This is a genomic window from Ornithinibacillus salinisoli (genome assembly GCF_042684965.1).
GTDB classification, from domain to species: domain Bacteria; phylum Bacillota; class Bacilli; order Bacillales; family Amphibacillaceae; genus Ornithinibacillus; species Ornithinibacillus salinisoli.
The window spans coordinates 1-18,129 of record NZ_JBHUMI010000004.1; the positions used below are offsets into that span (position 1 = coordinate 1).

Consider the following 18,129-nt stretch of genomic DNA (forward strand, 5'->3'; position numbering starts at 1 on the left):
CTCACCCGTCCGCCGCTCGTTCCACAAGCGTCACCCCGAAGGGATCTGCTTGCTTCCCGCGCTCGACTTGCATGTATTAGGCACGCCGCCAGCGTTCGTCCTGAGCCAAGATCAAACTCTCCAAAAAGTTTGTATATAATTGACACCAATCAATCATATGAAAGTTCTTAGCTACTAGAAACACTAGCTTCTAGATTTGTTGCTTTTTAGAAAAACAGGGTTGTTTTTCTGTCTTAACATACTGGTTGTTTTGTTCAGTTTTCAAAGAGCAATTTTTGTTCGTTGCTTTTAATGAGCAACTTTTATATCATATCATCCTCACCCATCTAAGTCAACACTTTTTTTAAAAAAGTTTTTTTGATGAAGAGTTGGTTATCATCGCCTCTCAAAAAAGCGACTTTAATAATTTACCATGAAACAAGATTTGATGTCAATAGAAAATATATAATTTCTAATCACACTTTGTATCCACCTTGTTCAATGCGAGTAAATTAATCATACAATCTAATGGACAAATAGTCAACATCTCTATACAGCGCACATGTTTCCTACTTTTCCACAATCAACCAGTTGGTGGTGGAGAGGTCTAGAAAACAACTTCTCCATCCCATTCAAGCATTCCACCAACCATATTCACAACTTTATATCCACGGTCATGTAGATATAGAGCAGCATTCATACTTCTTCTCCCTGAACGACATACAAGAATATAGTTCTTTTCCTTATCTAAGTCTTCCTCTACTTCTGGAATTTCACCAAGAGGAATATGTTTTGCTCCTTCAATCATCCCCTGAGCAACCTCTTCATCTTCTCGAACGTCAATAATAACTATATCTTCATCGGTTTCTCCTACTATTTTTTCCACTTCTTCTGGTGTTATTTCTTTAATTTGTTCCATTAATACCATCCTTCATCAGAGATTATCTACTATTATAATGATACGTTTTTTGTGTATAGCTTTCAAATATCCTACACAAAATAGCTTTATGAAATTAAACGAGGGGGATCATATGAGATTGAAATTAAGTTTTTTTTTATTGCCCATATTATTTATATGTACAAATGTAACATTTGCTAATGATAAACAAGAACCTCCTGAACTAAAGTTAATTGAATCTTATCAAGAAGATGTAACCGGTGATGGAAAAAAGGAAGAAATTGCATTAAAAGGAGTATTATTTTCACCGGAATCGAACTACTACAGAGACATTGTAGCAGTCATCAAAAATCATGAAGATAAGACTTGGGAAATTAAATATGGTGGTGGATATGATCCAACCATCCAATTTATCGACTTTAACCATGATAAGGTAAATGAAATCTTCTACCAGAGTCCTACTGGTGGTAGTGGTGGATTACACCATTACAAGTTGCATACTTTAATCCAGTACAACCTTACCGAAATCCCTCTCCCCAAACAGGATTATGTAAAAGGAAAGTTTATAGATGATTTTAAGGTAGAAATTCAATTTTCACCTACAAAAGAACCTATTACTGTTGATGTAGAACATCGATCAGATAATTATATTCAACAAGGAATATATGATCAAAAAGGTAAGCTATTAAAAAACACCTCCGTATTGGTTGATCCTATCGCTTATTTTGAACCAATTTTTATCAGTAACAGTAAAGGCTATGGCTTAAAAAGTTATCAACAAATAAGTGGCGCTTTTCATGCTGATCAATTAGGTACCATCGAATCACTTTGGTACTACGAACGGGATAAGTGGATTATCCTAAAAACGGAGTGGGTGCCGACTGAATAGATTTTTAACCACCAAATTCTTACTACCAGTTACATTCAGAGTATAAAAATAGGAGCTCAGGGTATGTACCTACCAAGAGCTCCTATTTTTAGTTTGCTACAATATTTACTAACTTTCCTGGAACAACGATTACTTTTCGTACTGTCTTACCTTCAATCCACTCTTGAATTATTTCATCCTCCATAGCTATTTTCTCTAGGTCATCTTTTGAAATATCTTTAGCTACAGAAATTTTCGAACGAACTTTCCCCATTACTTGTAGAACCACCTCTACCTCATCCTCAACTAGTTTTGATTCATCGTAAGCTGGCCATTCTGCATACGTAATTGTTTCAGAATATCCCATGCGGTTCCATAGTTCTTCAGTAATATGGGGAGCTACAGGTGAAAGCATTTTTACAAAACCTTCTACATATTCTTTTGGAAGCTTATCTGCTTTGTATCCTTCATTAATAAATACCATCATTTGTGAAATGCCGGTATTAAAATGTAGATTTTCAAAATCCTCGGTTACTTTTTTTACCGTTTCATGGTATACCTTCTCTAATGCTCCACCATTTTCATCTGCTATCTTATCGGACAGTGATCCATCCTCATTGATAAACAAACGCCAAACTCGATCTAGGAAACGGCGTGCTCCATCTAGACCATTTGTTGACCAAGCAACAGATGCCTCTAGTGGTCCCATGAACATTTCATACAGACGTAGTGTGTCAGCACCATGAGATTCAATGATATCATCTGGGTTAACAACATTCCCCTTGGATTTACTCATTTTCTCATTACCTTCACCAAGAATCATCCCTTGGTTAAACAATTTCATAAATGGCTCTTTCGTTGGAACCACTCCAATATCGTATAGAAATTTATGCCAGAATCGAGCATATAGTAGATGGAGTACTGCGTGCTCTGCACCACCAATATAGATATCGATTGGCAACCACTCTTTCAGTGCTTCGGGGTCAGCAAGCTTTTCTGTGTTATCTGGATCAACATAGCGCAAGAAATACCAACAGCTTCCTGCCCATTGCGGCATTGTATTTGTTTCACGACGCCCTTTTTTACCAGTTTCGGGGTCTACAACATTCACCCAGTCAGTATTTGCAAGTGGGGATTCTCCTGTTCCTGATGGCTTAATATCTTTCATCACTGGTAGCTCTAACGGTAGATCTTCATCAGCAACAGCTGTCATCGTACCATCCTCCCAGTGAATAATAGGAATAGGCTCTCCCCAATAGCGCTGCCTCGAGAACAACCAATCACGAAGACGGTACGTTACCTTTTTCGTACCTCGCCCATTTTCCTCAAGCCATTGAATCGCTTTATTGATTGCTTCATCTTTATCTAATCCGTTAAGGAAATCAGAGTTTACATGTTCGCCATCACCAGTATAAGCTTCTTTTGATACTTCGCCACCAGCAACAACTTCAACGATTGGCAAGTCAAACTTAGATGCAAATTCATAATCACGCTCATCATGTGCTGGAACCGCCATAATAGCGCCAGTTCCATATGACATTAACACATAATCAGCAACCCAGATCGGCATTTTTTCACCGTTTACTGGATTTATTGCATAAGCACCAGTGAATACGCCCGTTTTATCTTTCGCGAGATCTGTACGTTCTAGGTCAGATTTTGTTTGTACCTCCTTTAGATATGCTTCCACCGTTTCTTTTTGTTCAGGTGAAACAATTTTTTCAACAAATGGATGCTCAGGAGCTAGAACAGCATATGTTGCACCAAACAATGTATCTGGTCTTGTCGTAAATACAGTGAATTCCTCGTTATGACCATCTATTGTGAACGTAACTTCTGCACCTTCTGATCGACCAATCCAATTTCGTTGCATATCTTTCAAACTTTCCGGCCAATCTAACTCATCCAAATCTTCTAGTAGGCGATCCGCATATTTAGTAATTTTCAACATCCACTGCCTCATCGGTTTACGTACTACTGGATGACCGCCACGTTCACTTTTACCATCAATTACTTCCTCATTTGCTAGTACTGTTCCTAATGCCGGACACCAGTTCACAGCAACTTCATCGATGTATGCCAAGCCGTTTTCGTAAAGCTTTTTAAAGATCCATTGTGTCCATTTATAATAGTTTGGATCTGTTGTATTTACCTCACGATCCCAATCGTAGGAAAATCCAAGTTCTTGTATTTGTCGTTTAAATGTTGCAATATTCTGTGCGGTGAATTCTGCTGGACTATTTCCTGTATCCAATGCATATTGCTCGGCAGGCAGTCCAAATGCATCCCATCCCATTGGATGCAGAACTTCATAACCTTGTAGTCGTTTCATACGTGAAAGTATGTCTGTTGCCGTATAGCCTTCAGGATGTCCTACATGCAATCCAGATCCTGATGGATACGGAAACATATCTAACGCATAAAACTTCTCTTTTTTTGAAAATGTGTCTGTTTTAAATGTCTTGTTTTCTTCCCAATACGTTTGCCATTTTTTTTCTATTTCTTGATGGTTAAAACTCATTTCTCTTCCTCCTTTTTCAAATAAAATACAAAAAAGCCTCTCATCCCTAAGAAAGGGACGAGAAGCTTATACTCCCGCGGTACCACCCAAATTAACGCTTATAGCGTTCACTTGAATCCTTAACGCGGATTAACGTCAGGAACTACTAAGGTTCACTCCTGCAACATTAAAGGTGAGTTCATAAATTTTCAGGGACAGTTTCCACCAACCACTGCCTCTCTTTACCTGAAATACTTTATTACTAGTCCTTCGCATCGCTTTTGAATTATTATATTGAATTCTAATGAATGGATTCTGCTTTGTCAAGATATATATGCCCATTATTTCTTTATTTTATTAATGATATACCTTCCATTCTTTTTTTATATCGAAATATGCTAAACTAAACGAGATAATGGAACGAGGAGTTATGCAGATGCTTAAAGGAGTACTGAGCTATGCTCATTATTTATTAAACGAAACAGTAAACACAGGTGAATTAGCTATCGATGCTACATGTGGTAATGGAAATGACACCCTATTCTTATGTAAGTTAGTAGGAGAACAAGGTAAAGTTATTGCATTTGATGTCCAAGAACAAGCTATCCATAATACAAAAAAAAGATTAGCAGAAGAAAAACGTGACAATGTTATTTTAATACAGGATAGCCATGTAAATGTAGAAAATTATATTCAACCAGGAGAAACTATCAGTGGAGCTATATTTAATTTAGGTTATCTACCTAAAAGTGATAAATCGATTATTACAAAGGGAGAATCTACTGTAACAGCAATCCAAAAAATATTAAATTACTTAAAAGAGGGTGGCCTTATCGTAATTGTCGTCTATCACGGCCATCCCGGAGGAACAGAAGAAAAAAATACAGTGATAGAAGAATTAAGTGAACTAGAACAACGAGATGTTTCAGTATTACGATACGATTTCATCAACCAAAAGAATAACCCCCCTTTTCTAATCGCTATTCAAAAAAACAAACGTTAAAACTTGGCTATCATGTTGGCCAAGTTTTTTATGCAATAAATCATTTTAATGAAATTTTTGAATAAGGATTAGTAAGTACGCTTTTTGAAGTGACTCATGAAGGAGAGGTTTTCAAATGAAAAAAAATTTAGTTTTGTGTTCACTGGCAGTGTTCATTCTTGTTCTATCTGCATGTAGTAGTAATTCTTCAAGTGATGGAGATAGTTACAAGGTTGGCATTGATGTTACATATCCACCATTTGAATATCAAGAAGATGGTGAATATAAAGGAATTGATATTGACTTAATACATGCCATCGCAGAAGATCAAGGATTCGATATTGAATTAGAAGCAATGGATTTTAGTGGAATCATTCCTGCTATGGAAGCTGGGCAATTAGATATTGCTATTGCCGGAATGAGTATTACCGACGAACGGAAGGAAACAGTTGACTTTTCCGAACCATATTTTGAAGCAGGGTTATCACTAGTAGTGGCAAAAGGAAATACGGAAGTCACGTCCTTAGAAGATTTAACTGAAAAAACCGTAGTTGTAAAAAGTGGGACAACTGGAGCAGATTTCGCTGAAGACAACAAGGATGAATATGGATTTGATATTGTCCAAGTAAAAGATAGTCCATCTATGTTCCAAGAGGTTTCAAATGGTAGTGCCGATGCTCTGATAGAAGATTACCCCGTAATTACCTATGCGATCGCCCAAAGCGACCTAGAATTAGAGGTAGTAGGAGAACGATTAAATGGGGACCATTACGGGATTGCAGTATTAAAAGGAGAATACGATGAATTATTAGCAAAAATAAATGATGGATTGGCAAATCTAAAGGAAAGTGGTCAATATGACGAGATTATTAATAAGTATTTAGAGTAATTAAGAGCGCGCATCAGAGCGCGCTTCTTTTTATAGAAGGAGTGACCAAATGGACGTTATCATAAATTCTCTACCATTCTTATGGGAAGGTTTAAAAGTAACAATATATATTTTTCTGGTAGCCATTATCCTTGGATTTATTATTGGCCTAATCATGGCTTTATTCCACCTTTCACCATGGAAAATCTTAAATTGGTTGGCAAAAATATTTATAGATGCTATTCGTGGAACACCGATACTCGTACAGTTATTTTTCTTCTATTTTGGACTCAACTCTCTTGAATTCATTTCTTTAGATCGGGAAACTGCTGGAATAATAACAGTTGCAATTAATGCAGGTGCCTATTTTGCTGAGATTATTCGTGCTGGGATACAGTCCATGGATAAAGGCCAAACAGAAGCTGCTCGTTCACTCGGGCTAACTAGTTCTCAAACGATGCGTTACGTTATCCTACCACAAGCACTTCGCAGGATGCTGCCTACCTTTACAAATCAGGCAATCATAAGTTTGAAAGATACATCCTTACTATCTGTAATTGGAATTGCCGATCTCACGCAAAAAGGGCAGGTTGTTATCGCAGCTACATTTAAAGCATTTCACATTTGGTTAGCGGTAGGTATGATGTACTTTATACTGATTTATCTTTTATCTTTACTTTCAAGCTATTTAGAAAGGAGATTTGAACTACGATGACAGTTATAAAAGTGAAAAACTTAAAGAAAAACTTTGGAGATCAAGAAGTTCTTAAAGATATTAGTGTAAACGTCAAGGAAAGCGAAGTCGTCTGTATCATAGGTGCATCTGGTTCTGGAAAAAGTACATTTTTACGATGTTTAAATAGATTAGAGGATATTACTGCAGGAGAAGTCATCATAGATGGAAAAAATATTACAGATAAAGATGCTAATATAAACAAAATAAGACAAGAAGTTGGAATGGTATTTCAACAATTTAACCTTTTCCCACATAAAACAGTCTTAGAAAATATTATTTTAGCACCGATGAAAGCAAAAGGGGAAACAGTGGAATCCGCAACCGATAAAGCTCAAGAATTACTAAAAAAAGTCGGCCTTAGCGAAAAGGCATATGCATATCCTGGCTCATTATCCGGTGGACAAAAACAACGAGTTGCCATTGCTCGGGCATTAGCAATGAACCCAAAAATTATGTTGTTTGATGAACCAACTTCTGCCCTTGACCCAGAAATGGTTGGCGATGTGCTTGAAGTGATGAAACAACTAGCCCATGAAGGAATGACTATGGTTGTTGTGACTCACGAAATGGGGTTTGCTAAAGAAGTAAGTGATCGAGTGCTTTTCATTGATGAAGGTTTTATCGTTGAAGAAAATATTCCTTCAGAATTATTTAACAAACCGCAAAACAATCGAACCAAATCATTTCTCAGTAAAGTATTATAGTTTCTAACCCGGAAAACTGCTATCCAGGTTTATTATTCTTCAGTCTATAATATATTTTCGTATTCCAATAAAAGAATTTGGCTTTCATACCACTATCTTTTAGTAATTCTTTTGAAACATCTAATCCACTTTCTAGTTGACTAACTTTTGGATCACCCAAATATAACCCTACTAATCCATGATGAATCATGCTATGAAAATCATGATGTGGCAGGTCTCTAATATGCTTTTCTGTTTGTTTAATAAAAAAATGGAATCTTTCTTTCATTTTTTCCTTTGAAGGGTAATAAAAGCAAAAGTTTAAATCCCCTTCTTCCCGATCCTCTTTCTGATCGATGTAATAATCTAACAATATATGTAACCCATGCATATATGGAAAATACCCACGAAAGACACGTTCTACTATTTCAAGGGTTATTTTTTCACCTAATGCATAACTAGTTATACAATATATACCTAGCGTAGAGCCTGCTGCTGCTGAAAATTCATACCAGTTTAATGTTGGTGTCTGATATTTATTTTCTTCAAACCATTTGGTTAATCTAGGTATACGTTCCTCCACCTGAACATGTTTATGTACTTGGAGATCACCGTACATCCCCTCTAGTTTTAACAAATACTCGCTTATGATTGGGTAACATTTCGTTTGTTGTAATATCGTTTGACATGTTTTAACTAAATCTACTAAATAGCCACCGTCATCTTGTTCCTCCCGATAGGCATAATAATTTGTTGTGATATTAGTAGGGCTAAGCGCATCAATCATAGATCGGTGTAATAACCTGAAATCCGCCGGATCTAACGATGTGCTACGATCACATAAATTGTCCAGATAATCACTAATTGTTTGGTATGCCACGATAAACGTAACAGCTTCTTTCTGTTTACTTCCCGCTAACAGTGAAAAGACTGCCCCACCCTGACAGTGAAATCGTTTGGAAGCAATACTTGATAAAGCCTGATTTCTTAATTCTTCATTTGGTATATTTTCAGCCCGTTTCGTCCAATAATCTAACTCACGATCTACTACTGGAAATATATTACGATATACTTGTACCATTAATGAAAATGAAGTTTTTGGAACTTGCTTACTCAATCTGCTTCCTCCGTTCCTCATTAGAACCCTAAATTTGCTATACTAATTATATCATCATATTTTATAGGAGGATGCAAATTAAAATGCTACATCATTATAAGAATATTAACCCATCTATTCATAAATCCGCTTTCATCGCAAAAAATGCCGTTGTTGTTGGAGATGTCAGTATTGGGGAAGAATCTAGCATTTGGTTCCAAACCGTTATCAGAGGTGATGTTGCCCCTACCAAAATTGGTAAGCGAGTGAGTGTACAAGATTTATCCATGCTACACCAAAGTCCAAACAACCCTTTAATTGTAGAGGATGATGTAACCATCGGCCATCAAGTGACACTGCATTCGGCAATCATCCGCAAGAAGGCATTAATTGGGATGGGGTCTATTATATTAGACGGTGCAGAAATTGGGGAAAGTGCCTTTATTGGTGCAGGGAGTTTAGTTCCCCCTGGTAAAAAAATCCCTCCGCATACATTAGCAATTGGGCGGCCAGCAAAAGTTGTTCGAGAATTAACGGAGGAAGATTATCAAGAAATGGAGCGCGTACGCCAATCTTATGTGGAAAAGGGTCAGTATTATAAACTCCATACAGATCTCGGTATCAAATAAACAAAACGTCACGACTATTCATAGACTAGTCGTGACATTTTATTATTGGATTAATTCAAGTAATGCTTCAACCTTATCTGTCTTCTCCCACGGAAATTCAATATCCGTTCTTCCAAAATGCCCGTATGCAGCAGTTTCTTTATAAATCGGTTTTTGTAAATCAAGCATTTTTATAATTCCTGCTGGTCGTAAATCAAATAACTCGCGAACAGCATTCACTAGTTCCTCTTCGCTAACCTTTCCTGAACCAAAAGTATTGATAGAAATCGATACCGGCTCCGCTACACCGATGGCATAGGCTAACTGTACCTCACACGTTTTGGCTAGTTTTGCTGCAACTATATTTTTAGCTACGTAACGTGCAGCATATGCAGCAGAACGATCCACTTTTGTAGCATCCTTTCCACTAAATGCACCACCACCATGACGGGCATATCCACCATACGTATCTACAATAATCTTTCTTCCAGTTAAACCGGCATCACCTTGTGGACCACCGATTACAAAACGTCCAGTTGGGTTTATGAAATATTTAGTACTTTCATCTAAGAGATTTTTAGGCACTACTGGTTGAATCACATATTCTATGATATCTTTTTCGATTTGTTCCAGTGTAATTTCCTGGTGATGTTGGGTAGAGATGACGATTGTGTCAATTCGAATCGGCTGATCATTTTCATCATATTCTACTGTCACCTGTGTTTTCCCATCAGGACGAAGATAAGCTAACGTTTCATCTTTTCTGACATCTGACAAGCGTTTCGATAGCTTATGAGCCAGCGAGATTGGGAGTGGCATTAGCTCTTTTGTTTCATCACAAGCAAAACCAAACATTAATCCTTGGTCTCCTGCTCCTATTGCGGCTATTTCTTCCTCTTCCATCTTTCCTTGGCGTACTTCGAGTGCTGTGTTTACTCCACCAGCAATATCTGGTGATTGTTCGTCTATCGCTGTTAGCACGGCACATGTTTCTGCATCAAACCCGTATTTGGCACGTGTATAACCAATGTCTTTGATTGTTTTTCTCACAATTGCAGGAATATCCACATATGTACTTGTAGATATTTCCCCTGCTACTAGTACAAGACCTGTTGTCACAGTGGTTTCACAGGCAACTCTTGCATCGGGATCTTGCTTTAAAATTTCATCTAAAATAGCATCAGATATTTGATCACAAATTTTATCTGGATGCCCTTCTGTTACTGATTCTGATGTAAATAAACGACGATTATTAGCCATTTGGCTAAATCCTCCCTTTAAAAATTGGTACGGAACTCTTATTTAACAGTATTATATCTTAGGAACTAAAGCGTCCTGTCCGCCGTAGCTAGACGTAACCATTATGTTTTCATAATATTCCAATGATCAATATTTGTTATTAATTTCCTATCTAAACAAAAAAGCCCTTCCTGCTTACATGAGGAAAGGAGTTGTGGCCTTTCGCTCTTATTGTTCAAGGAAATGTCCTTGCATCAGGTTAGCACCTTTTCACTCCTGTGATGGTTGCTGGGCTTCATAGGGTCTGTCCCTCCGCCAACTCTGAATAAGAGAGTATCCGCTCAAGAAAAGGGTAACGAAAGATACAGGGTATGTCAACTCATTTTATCGTTGTCACCAATTAGTCAAAAAATTAATATGATAAATCTAATAATTAGTATGGACTATTATATTTAATGTGTTATACTAATAACCATGATTAGATAATATGTTTTAAGAAAGGGTACTACTTCAGCGTAATCTTGGCTTTTGCCAAGTCTTTACAATATTAAGTGTAGTTCCTCTAATACAAATAGGAAAGTTTAAACTCTCCTATCTCCCAAAATAATTTGCTCAAAAAGGCAGGTAAGGTGTGTATGAAAACTATCGAACAGTCGTCATTTGTAGAACAGATTTTGGCACGAAAAAATGTGCAACATAACTTATCCGTTCCGCAATTAGTAGAAAAGATCTTATCTAGAAAAGAAGGCGTTCTTACAGCAACTGGAGCTGTTCAAGCAACAACTGGAAAGTATACGGGACGTTCTCCCAAAGATAAGTTTATTGTACAAGACGAATCTTGCGAACAACTTATTGATTGGGGTTCTGTTAACCAACCAATTCAAGAAGAGGTCTTTGATCATTTATATCATAAGGTAGTGGAACATTTAAAAGCAAAAGATGAAATTTATGCTTTTAATGGTTTTGCAGGGGCAGATCAAAAGTATCGTTTACCAATCCAAGTAATAAATGAATATGCGTGGCACAACTTATTTGCACGCCAATTATTTATCCGTCCGACCGAAGGAGAGGCATTAGATCAGCAAGCTGGTTTTACTGTTATATCTGCGCCAAGCTTTAAAGCAAATCCTAAAACGGATGGTACAAATTCAGAAGCATTTGTGATTATCTCCTTTAAGCACCAAGTCATTCTAATCGGCGGCACAGAATATGCTGGAGAGATTAAAAAGTCAATATTTTCTATTATGAACTATCTATTGCCAAACAATAATATTTTATCTATGCACTGCTCTGCCAATGTTGGTCAAGAAGGTGATGTTGCACTATTTTTCGGGCTTTCCGGTACAGGAAAAACCACATTATCAGCAGATCCATATCGCCGTTTAATCGGAGATGATGAACATGGTTGGAGTCCGAATGGCGTTTTTAATATTGAAGGTGGCTGTTATGCAAAATGCATCAATTTATCCGAGGAAAAAGAGCCACAAATTTTTCATGCGATTCGGTTTGGTTCGGTGCTAGAAAATGTAATGCTGGATGAAAAATCACGGATTCCTAATTATGATGATACATCCTTAACAGAAAATACTCGAGCAGCTTACCCACTTGAAAATATTGATAATATTGTTTCCCCAAGTGTGGCTGGTCATCCTAATACGATTATTTTCTTAACAGCTGATGCATCAGGAACATTGCCACCAATAAGCAAATTATCAAAAGAACAAGCGATGTATCATTTCCTAAGTGGTTATACAAGTAAACTAGCAGGGACAGAACGTGGAGTTACAGAACCAGAAGCGACTTTTTCAACATGCTTTGGTGCTCCATTTTTACCTTTAGCCCCATCAACTTACGCTAAGATGCTTGGTGAAAAAATAGATCAATATAATTCAAATGTGTTTTTAATCAATACTGGCTGGACCGGTGGTTCTTACGGTGTTGGGGAACGTATTAAACTTTCCTATACGCGAGCAATGGTACACGCTGCTTTAGAAGGAGAACTAAATACGGTTGATAAGATTCAAGATGATATTTTTGGTTTGGAAGTACCTCTTCATGTACCTGGTGTACCAGACGATGTATTAATTCCTAAAAATACATGGTCTGATAAAGAGGCATTTGAATTAGAAGCGAAAAAACTAGCTACGAAATTCCATGAAAACTTTACAAAGTTTTCCCAGGCTAGTAAGGAAATAATGGAAGCTGGTCCAATCTATCAACCAAAGTAATTACATTTTTATCGAGTTACCTCATCCCAAGAGGATTTAACATATAGGGTTAGAAGCGAGGAAATTGCTGATAAGCACCTAAATTTATGGTTAGCAAATGCTAACGAGATCTCCCATGTGGAGATCTTTTTTTATGGCTTTTTTTGGTGTAAACAACTTAGTAACAGTACAGCTACGTGATTTCTGCTCTGGGAATACTCTTCACTAGAATGCGCTTCACAACCTACTCTTCGTTTAATTGTTGCTTGTGAGCGAATCGCTTCTTAAAGCAATATTCTTCCGAGAAAACTGTTTCCGAGTGCGCGGAAAGTGAACTCAATTCCAAAAAGTGAAAGCAAGTATACTCACTCAAAAATAACTTCCCATCTTCTATCAACTACCAGTACTAATCATTACATCGAATAACCATCATTTTTTAGAAACAGCGCTTAATTTTTACGATAACTTTTTCGACATAGGCATTCACACATTTTTCTCCTAAGCATAAAATGTGGTGATATAACTGACAAACAAGAAGTAAAGCCTCCGTTTCAACGGATATATCTATATTGAAAGGGTGTAAAAGTATGAATAAAGTAAAATTTTTTGCTTTAGTTTCATGCGTATTCCTTATTTTTCTTGCTGCTTGCGGTTCGAACGAAAATACCTCCATTAAGCTAGGAGAAGTAACTCGATCATTATTTTACGCTCCGCAATATGTAGCACTTGAAAAGGGATTTTTTGAGGAAGAAGGATTGGATGTAGAATTACAAACAACATGGGGTGGGGATAAAACGATGACTGCCCTACTATCTGATGGAATAGATGTTGCTTTAGTTGGATCTGAAACATCTATTTATGTGTATGCTCAAGACTCCAATGATTACGCAGTAAACTTTGCACAGTTAACACAAACAGATGGAACTTTCTTAGTTTCTAAAGAGGCAAAACCTGATTTTGAATGGGAAGATCTAAAAGACAGTAACTTTCTTGGCCAACGAAAAGGTGGAATGCCGCAAATGGTTGGTGAATTTGTGCTAAAGAAACATAATATCGACCCTCACAATGATCTAAATTTATCTCAAAACATTGATTTTGCGAATATCCCAAGTGCATTTGCATCTGGTGATTACGAATATGTACAATTATTCGAACCAACAGCAAGTGTATTTGAAAAAGAAGGCAATGGTCATGTAATTGCTTCCTTCGGTGAAGAATCTGGGCATGTACCATATACCGTATTTATGGCAAAAGAAAGTTATATGGCAGAAAATGAAGAAAACATAAAAGCTTTTACTAAAGCAATTTATAAAGCTCAAAAATGGGTGGACGAAACAAACGCAGCAGAAATTGCGGAAGTAATCCAGCCTTACTTTGAAGATGTTGATTTGGATATTCTAACCTCATCTATTGACCGTTACAAAGGTCAAGGATCATTTGCAACGGATCCAATTCTTGATGAAGAAGAATGGAATAATCTAAAAAACATCATGGAAGAAGCAGGTGAACTTCCAGTGGAAGATGTGCCTTATGAAGATCTAGTAAATACTGAAGTTGCTGAGGAAGTTATCAATAACTAAGGAGGGAAATTCATTGTCCTTTCTAACGTTAGAAAATGTGTCGCACCATTATTTTTCGAAAAAAGATTTCACAAAAGCGTTAGATGATATTTCATTTTCTGTTAAAGAAGGAGAATTCATTGCATTAGTTGGACCGAGTGGTTGTGGTAAATCAACCATTCTGTCCATTGTAGCAGGTATTGTGCAACAAACTTCAGGAAACGTTCTTTTGAATAGTGAACCTATTAGAAGATCTGAGCTATCTATTGGTTATATGCTTCAACAAGATTATTTATTTCCATGGAAAACTATTCTAGATAATGTGCTTTTAGGTCCCAAAATTCGTAACACAGCTACGGAAGAAGTAAAGGATAAAGCAATAGAATTACTACACGAAGTTGGTCTATCAAACGTAACCAATGCTTATCCTGACTCACTATCTGGTGGTATGCGGCAACGAGTAGCTCTTGTTCGAACATTAATTACCGATCCAAAGGTGTTACTCTTAGATGAACCTTTTTCCGCACTAGATTATCAAACAAAATTAAAATTAGAAGACTTAGTTTATAAACTATTAAAGAATTATCATAAAACAGCTATTTTGGTAACACACGATATTGGAGAAGCAATTTCTATGAGTGATCGTATATTTGTAATGAATGCAAACCCAGGTACTATCGCTAAAACATTCGATGTACCTATTGAAGTAAGAGATGAAATGCCATTTACGTCAAGAAGACATCCTAAATATCAGAATTTGTTTGACAAAGTATGGGAGGAATTAAATAAAAATGACACAACTACTCCTATATGATCAAAGGGGGTTGAAATATAAATGGGAGCACATTCTGATCAGCACCTTTTCGAACAATATAAGCAACAAATAAAACGCGAGAAAAAAATAGTTTTCACATGGCAATTAATCATACTAGTAGGTTTTTTTTCAATGTGGGAAATCATGAGTAGTATGCGGTGGATCGATCCTTTAATATTTAGCTCCCCCTCAAAGATATTTACTAACCTTAGTTCGAAAATATTAGACGGATCGATGATTATCCATACCCAGGTAACACTTTTTGAAACGGTACTTGGTTTTATTATTGGGACAATACTAGGAATAATTATAGCCTCATTATTGTGGTCATCAACAAGGTTTGCTAACATCATGGATCCCTATTTAGTAATATTAAATGCTATGCCTAAAGTAGCACTTGGACCAATAATCATAGTTGCTATCGGTCCTGGATATATGTCAATCATTACAATGGGTGCTATTATATCTGTCATTATCACGACACTCGTTGTCTATTCAGCGTTTCGAGAAGTTGATCCTAACTATACAAAAGTATTAAAAAGTTTTGGGGCATCTAGAGGACAGTTATTTAAAGAAGCCATTTTCCCGGCGACACTTCCAGCAATGATTTCAACATTAAAAGTAAATGTCGGACTTTCATGGGTTGGAGTAATCGTTGGTGAATTCCTAGTATCCAAAGAAGGATTAGGATATTTAATCGTGTATGGCTTCCAAGTCTTTGACTTTACGCTAGTTATGTCAAGTCTGATCCTTATAGCAATATTTGCAGCGATCATGTATAAATTAGTAGAAAAAATCGAAAGCTGGTTAATCAAGAATACTGGATAAAAATCGGAGTCTTTGACATAACTTAAACCTTCGACTCTAAAGCCGAACGATTATACGATAGGAAATTTAGAATGTCACTTTTTCAACTAAGACCTTCATTCTTAGTTGATAGAAAATGCGCAGTAACTACAACGTGTTTTCCGCTGCAGGCAGTCGCTTTCCACAGGGGACGCGAAGAGGCTACATGGATAGGAGAAATACGGAAACGGACAATGTGGAACTAGAATAAAAAGTGGACACCCCATTAACGAACAGCATAATTGGTTATGCTGATACTAATTAGGAGGGGTTCCATGGGTGAACATCGTCAAAGGTACAGTGAAGAATTCAAGCGGGAAACAGTTAAATTTGCGCAAGAACAACGAAAAAAGAAAACGATGAGGGATATTGCGGATGAGTTAAAAGTTCCACTAAGCTGCCTTCATGAATGGATGACAAAATATCGTGAATTTGAAAAGGAACCTGTTGCATTTGAGGATCGATTGAAAAAGTTAGAACAACAATTGAAAGAAAAAGAACGTGAACTAAAGAATAAAGATAAGCAATTATCAGATACGAAGGAAGAACTAGCTATTGTAAAAAAGGCAGTGCACATCTTCAGCAGACCAAGACCATAAGGTTTGAATTCATTGAAAACCATAGCTCGGAGTTTTCAGTGGAGAAGATGTGTAACGAAATGAAGGTGTCTTCGAGCAGTTATTACGATTGGATAAAACACAAACCAAGCCAACAAGAATTGCGTAAGAAAAGGATCCAAAAGCGTATTATCTATCATTATCATGATTCAGAAAAAAGGTACGGCAGTCCAAAAATCACCAAACAATTGGAGAAAGAAGGATACACGATTTCGGAGCGTACAGTTGGTAAGTACATGAAGGAATTGGGTCTCCGTTCCTGTGTTTCTAAGAAGTTCAAAGTGACTACAACTGACTCAAACCATGGTAATCCCATCGCTCCTAATAAATTGGATCAGAACTTTGTCGCTTCAGCGCCAAACAAGGTGTGGGTCGCTGATATAACGTACATTCCCTGTAGAGAAGGACGTTTGTATTTGGCTAGTATTCTTGATTTATTCACCCGAGAAGTTGTTGGTTGGCGTCTTTATGGACACATGCAAACGAAGTTGGTATTGGATGCATTAGTCGAAGCTTATGAAACGAAACAACCAGACCAAAATTTGATTCATCATTCAGATCGCGGAACTCAATACGCCTCTAACGAATATCGAGAAAGACTTAATCAATATCATATGGAAGCAAGTATGAGTCGTAAAGGAAACTGTTTTGACAATGCTTGTGCAGAATCTTTTTTTAGCCTACTAAAGAAAGAGTTAATACAAGGTCGCCGATTTCAAACTAAAAAGGAGGCGTATACTGAAATCTATCGTTATATTGAGTTTTTTTATAACCGTAAAAGAATACATGGATCAATAGAGTATTTATCTCCAGTCGAATATGCACAAAAGTATTATGAGGTAATTTCTGCATAATTTGTTGGTAGACAGTTTGATGGCTTGTCTTAACTTAGCGACTAGCAGGATGATTCCGTGGGTGGGTCAAGCGGTTTGGGCTTGACGCTTCCACGGTATCATCTATAATTTGAAAAAGTTAAGACAAGTCTAGTACAAATTCGTTATTTAGGTGTCCACTTTCTTGACAGAGGTCCAATGCTTCCCTTATTTGTGACAAAATTGGGTAATAAAGGATTTTAAAGGACATCTGTTCCGTTATTAACCGAAATGACAGGTGTTCTGGTACGAATTAGAGCAAATAACGTACTTGATGTCCGATTACATTTTCAAATGAGATTATTTTACGAAATAACGTACGCCATGTCCCGCTCCGTTAACCCCTACTCCAAGCGAAGACGATAAGACCCCAAAGGAGCGAGGGAACTACTTGCGTGAGCTTCTTTTTCCCTTGCGTCGTGGAAGCTTAGTGCGAAGCATAACTAGAAGATGCAGGCGCACTTGTTTTGCGAGCGAGAAGGCTTAGCGTGAGCCCCACAGGAATCGAAGTGTATTTCCGAAGCGGTTTTGTAGCGCACTATTGAATTAGACTGTGAAAGTAAATCTACGCAAAAATTATGTCGCAGTCTATATATGATTAGCAAAAAAAATCCAAACTAATTCGAATTTTGAACTGCCCCCCGTCAAGTAGACAGTGGAAATAATAAAAATGATTTAGGCGGCCATCGTCCTGTATTCCATAGGACTGTGGCCGTTTAGTTTTTTTTGATACCTATCATGATTGTAAAAGTACATA

Annotated in this window: 17 protein-coding genes, 1 rRNA gene, 1 riboswitch and 1 other annotated feature; of the genes, 12 read left to right on the forward strand and 6 right to left on the reverse strand. The window is 37.1% G+C overall.

Translation table 11 applies throughout. The features are described 5' to 3' along the window. Both ACFSTA_RS02370 and ACFSTA_RS02375 read right to left on the reverse strand, forming a co-directional pair. A 16S ribosomal RNA gene (locus tag ACFSTA_RS02370) occupies nt 1-127 on the reverse strand; the annotation flags it as partial. Between the two features lie 459 nt (nt 128-586). Next, nucleotides 587-898, reverse strand: a complete 312-nt coding sequence (locus tag ACFSTA_RS02375) for a rhodanese-like domain-containing protein (protein WP_377554954.1) — start codon at nt 896-898, stop codon at nt 587-589. A gap of 112 nt (nt 899-1,010) precedes the next feature. Between ACFSTA_RS02375 and ACFSTA_RS02380 the strand changes: the two genes are divergently transcribed. Further along, nucleotides 1,011-1,766 carry a hypothetical protein gene (locus tag ACFSTA_RS02380; protein ID WP_377554955.1) on the forward strand — a complete coding sequence of 252 codons (756 nt, stop codon included), beginning with the start codon at nt 1,011-1,013 and terminating at the stop codon, nt 1,764-1,766. A gap of 88 nt (nt 1,767-1,854) precedes the next feature. Here the strand turns inward: ACFSTA_RS02380 and leuS are convergent, their stop codons facing one another. Then, nucleotides 1,855-4,266 carry a leucine--tRNA ligase gene (leuS, locus tag ACFSTA_RS02385; protein ID WP_377554956.1) on the reverse strand — a complete coding sequence of 804 codons (2,412 nt, stop codon included), beginning with the start codon at nt 4,264-4,266 and terminating at the stop codon, nt 1,855-1,857. A gap of 50 nt (nt 4,267-4,316) precedes the next feature. After that, nucleotides 4,317-4,530, reverse strand: a binding site (T-box leader). A gap of 100 nt (nt 4,531-4,630) precedes the next feature. Between leuS and ACFSTA_RS02390 the strand changes: the two genes are divergently transcribed. From ACFSTA_RS02390 to ACFSTA_RS02405, 4 genes are all read left to right on the forward strand, one after another. Continuing rightward, a complete protein-coding gene (locus tag ACFSTA_RS02390) occupies nt 4,631-5,248 on the forward strand; it encodes a class I SAM-dependent methyltransferase (protein WP_377554967.1) in 618 nt (205 codons plus the stop codon). 115 nt (nt 5,249-5,363) lie between these two features. Further along, a complete protein-coding gene (locus tag ACFSTA_RS02395) occupies nt 5,364-6,116 on the forward strand; it encodes a transporter substrate-binding domain-containing protein (RefSeq protein ID WP_377554957.1) in 753 nt (250 codons plus the stop codon). 49 nt (nt 6,117-6,165) lie between these two features. Continuing rightward, nucleotides 6,166-6,810: an amino acid ABC transporter permease gene (locus ACFSTA_RS02400; RefSeq protein WP_377554958.1), complete on the forward strand. Its 645-nt coding sequence runs from the start codon at nt 6,166-6,168 to the stop codon at nt 6,808-6,810. Beyond that, the gene (locus ACFSTA_RS02405; protein ID WP_377554959.1) at nt 6,807-7,535 is read left to right on the forward strand and encodes an amino acid ABC transporter ATP-binding protein; all 729 of its coding nucleotides are present in this window, start codon (nt 6,807-6,809) and stop codon (nt 7,533-7,535) included. Before ACFSTA_RS02400 ends, ACFSTA_RS02405 begins: the two co-directional genes overlap by 4 nt. A gap of 19 nt (nt 7,536-7,554) precedes the next feature. Here ACFSTA_RS02405 and ACFSTA_RS02410 read toward each other — a convergent pair whose 3' ends face one another. Next, nucleotides 7,555-8,631: a tetraprenyl-beta-curcumene synthase family protein gene (locus tag ACFSTA_RS02410; RefSeq protein WP_377554960.1), complete on the reverse strand. Its 1,077-nt coding sequence runs from the start codon at nt 8,629-8,631 to the stop codon at nt 7,555-7,557. A gap of 83 nt (nt 8,632-8,714) precedes the next feature. On the opposite strand from ACFSTA_RS02410, the gene ACFSTA_RS02415 reads away from it, so the two are divergent. After that, nucleotides 8,715-9,239: a gamma carbonic anhydrase gene (locus ACFSTA_RS02415; protein ID WP_377554968.1), complete on the forward strand. Its 525-nt coding sequence runs from the start codon at nt 8,715-8,717 to the stop codon at nt 9,237-9,239. Between the two features lie 42 nt (nt 9,240-9,281). Here ACFSTA_RS02415 and metK read toward each other — a convergent pair whose 3' ends face one another. Further along, nucleotides 9,282-10,478 (reverse strand): methionine adenosyltransferase, encoded by a 1,197-nt coding sequence (metK, locus tag ACFSTA_RS02420; protein ID WP_377554961.1) that lies wholly within the window; start codon nt 10,476-10,478, stop codon nt 9,282-9,284. A 204-nt stretch (nt 10,479-10,682) separates the two neighbouring features. Further along, nucleotides 10,683-10,789: riboswitch (SAM riboswitch) on the reverse strand. 303 nt (nt 10,790-11,092) lie between these two features. Here metK and pckA point away from each other — a divergent pair. The 6 genes from pckA to ACFSTA_RS02450 all read left to right on the forward strand — a co-directional run bounded on the left by pckA (nt 11,093) and on the right by ACFSTA_RS02450 (nt 17,354). Further along, the gene (gene pckA, locus ACFSTA_RS02425; protein ID WP_377554962.1) at nt 11,093-12,685 is read left to right on the forward strand and encodes a phosphoenolpyruvate carboxykinase (ATP); all 1,593 of its coding nucleotides are present in this window, start codon (nt 11,093-11,095) and stop codon (nt 12,683-12,685) included. 566 nt (nt 12,686-13,251) lie between these two features. Beyond that, nucleotides 13,252-14,244 (forward strand): ABC transporter substrate-binding protein, encoded by a 993-nt coding sequence (locus tag ACFSTA_RS02430; protein WP_377554963.1) that lies wholly within the window; start codon nt 13,252-13,254, stop codon nt 14,242-14,244. A gap of 13 nt (nt 14,245-14,257) precedes the next feature. Beyond that, complete coding sequence (locus tag ACFSTA_RS02435; RefSeq protein WP_377554964.1) at nt 14,258-15,037, forward strand: ABC transporter ATP-binding protein; 780 nt, start codon at nt 14,258-14,260, stop codon at nt 15,035-15,037. A gap of 21 nt (nt 15,038-15,058) precedes the next feature. Further along, entirely contained in the window at nt 15,059-15,865 is an 807-nt protein-coding gene (locus ACFSTA_RS02440) for an ABC transporter permease (RefSeq protein WP_377554965.1), read from the forward strand. A 293-nt stretch (nt 15,866-16,158) separates the two neighbouring features. Then, complete coding sequence (locus ACFSTA_RS02445; protein WP_377554966.1) at nt 16,159-16,482, forward strand: transposase; 324 nt, start codon at nt 16,159-16,161, stop codon at nt 16,480-16,482. 11 nt (nt 16,483-16,493) lie between these two features. Then, complete coding sequence (locus ACFSTA_RS02450; RefSeq protein ID WP_377554969.1) at nt 16,494-17,354, forward strand: IS3 family transposase; 861 nt, start codon at nt 16,494-16,496, stop codon at nt 17,352-17,354. Nucleotides 17,355-18,047: 693 nt separating this feature from the next. Here the strand turns inward: ACFSTA_RS02450 and ACFSTA_RS02455 are convergent. Then, nucleotides 18,048-18,128, reverse strand: a complete 81-nt coding sequence (locus ACFSTA_RS02455) for an IS3 family transposase (protein WP_377554970.1) — start codon at nt 18,126-18,128, stop codon at nt 18,048-18,050. Between the last annotated feature and the right edge of the window lies 1 nt (nt 18,129).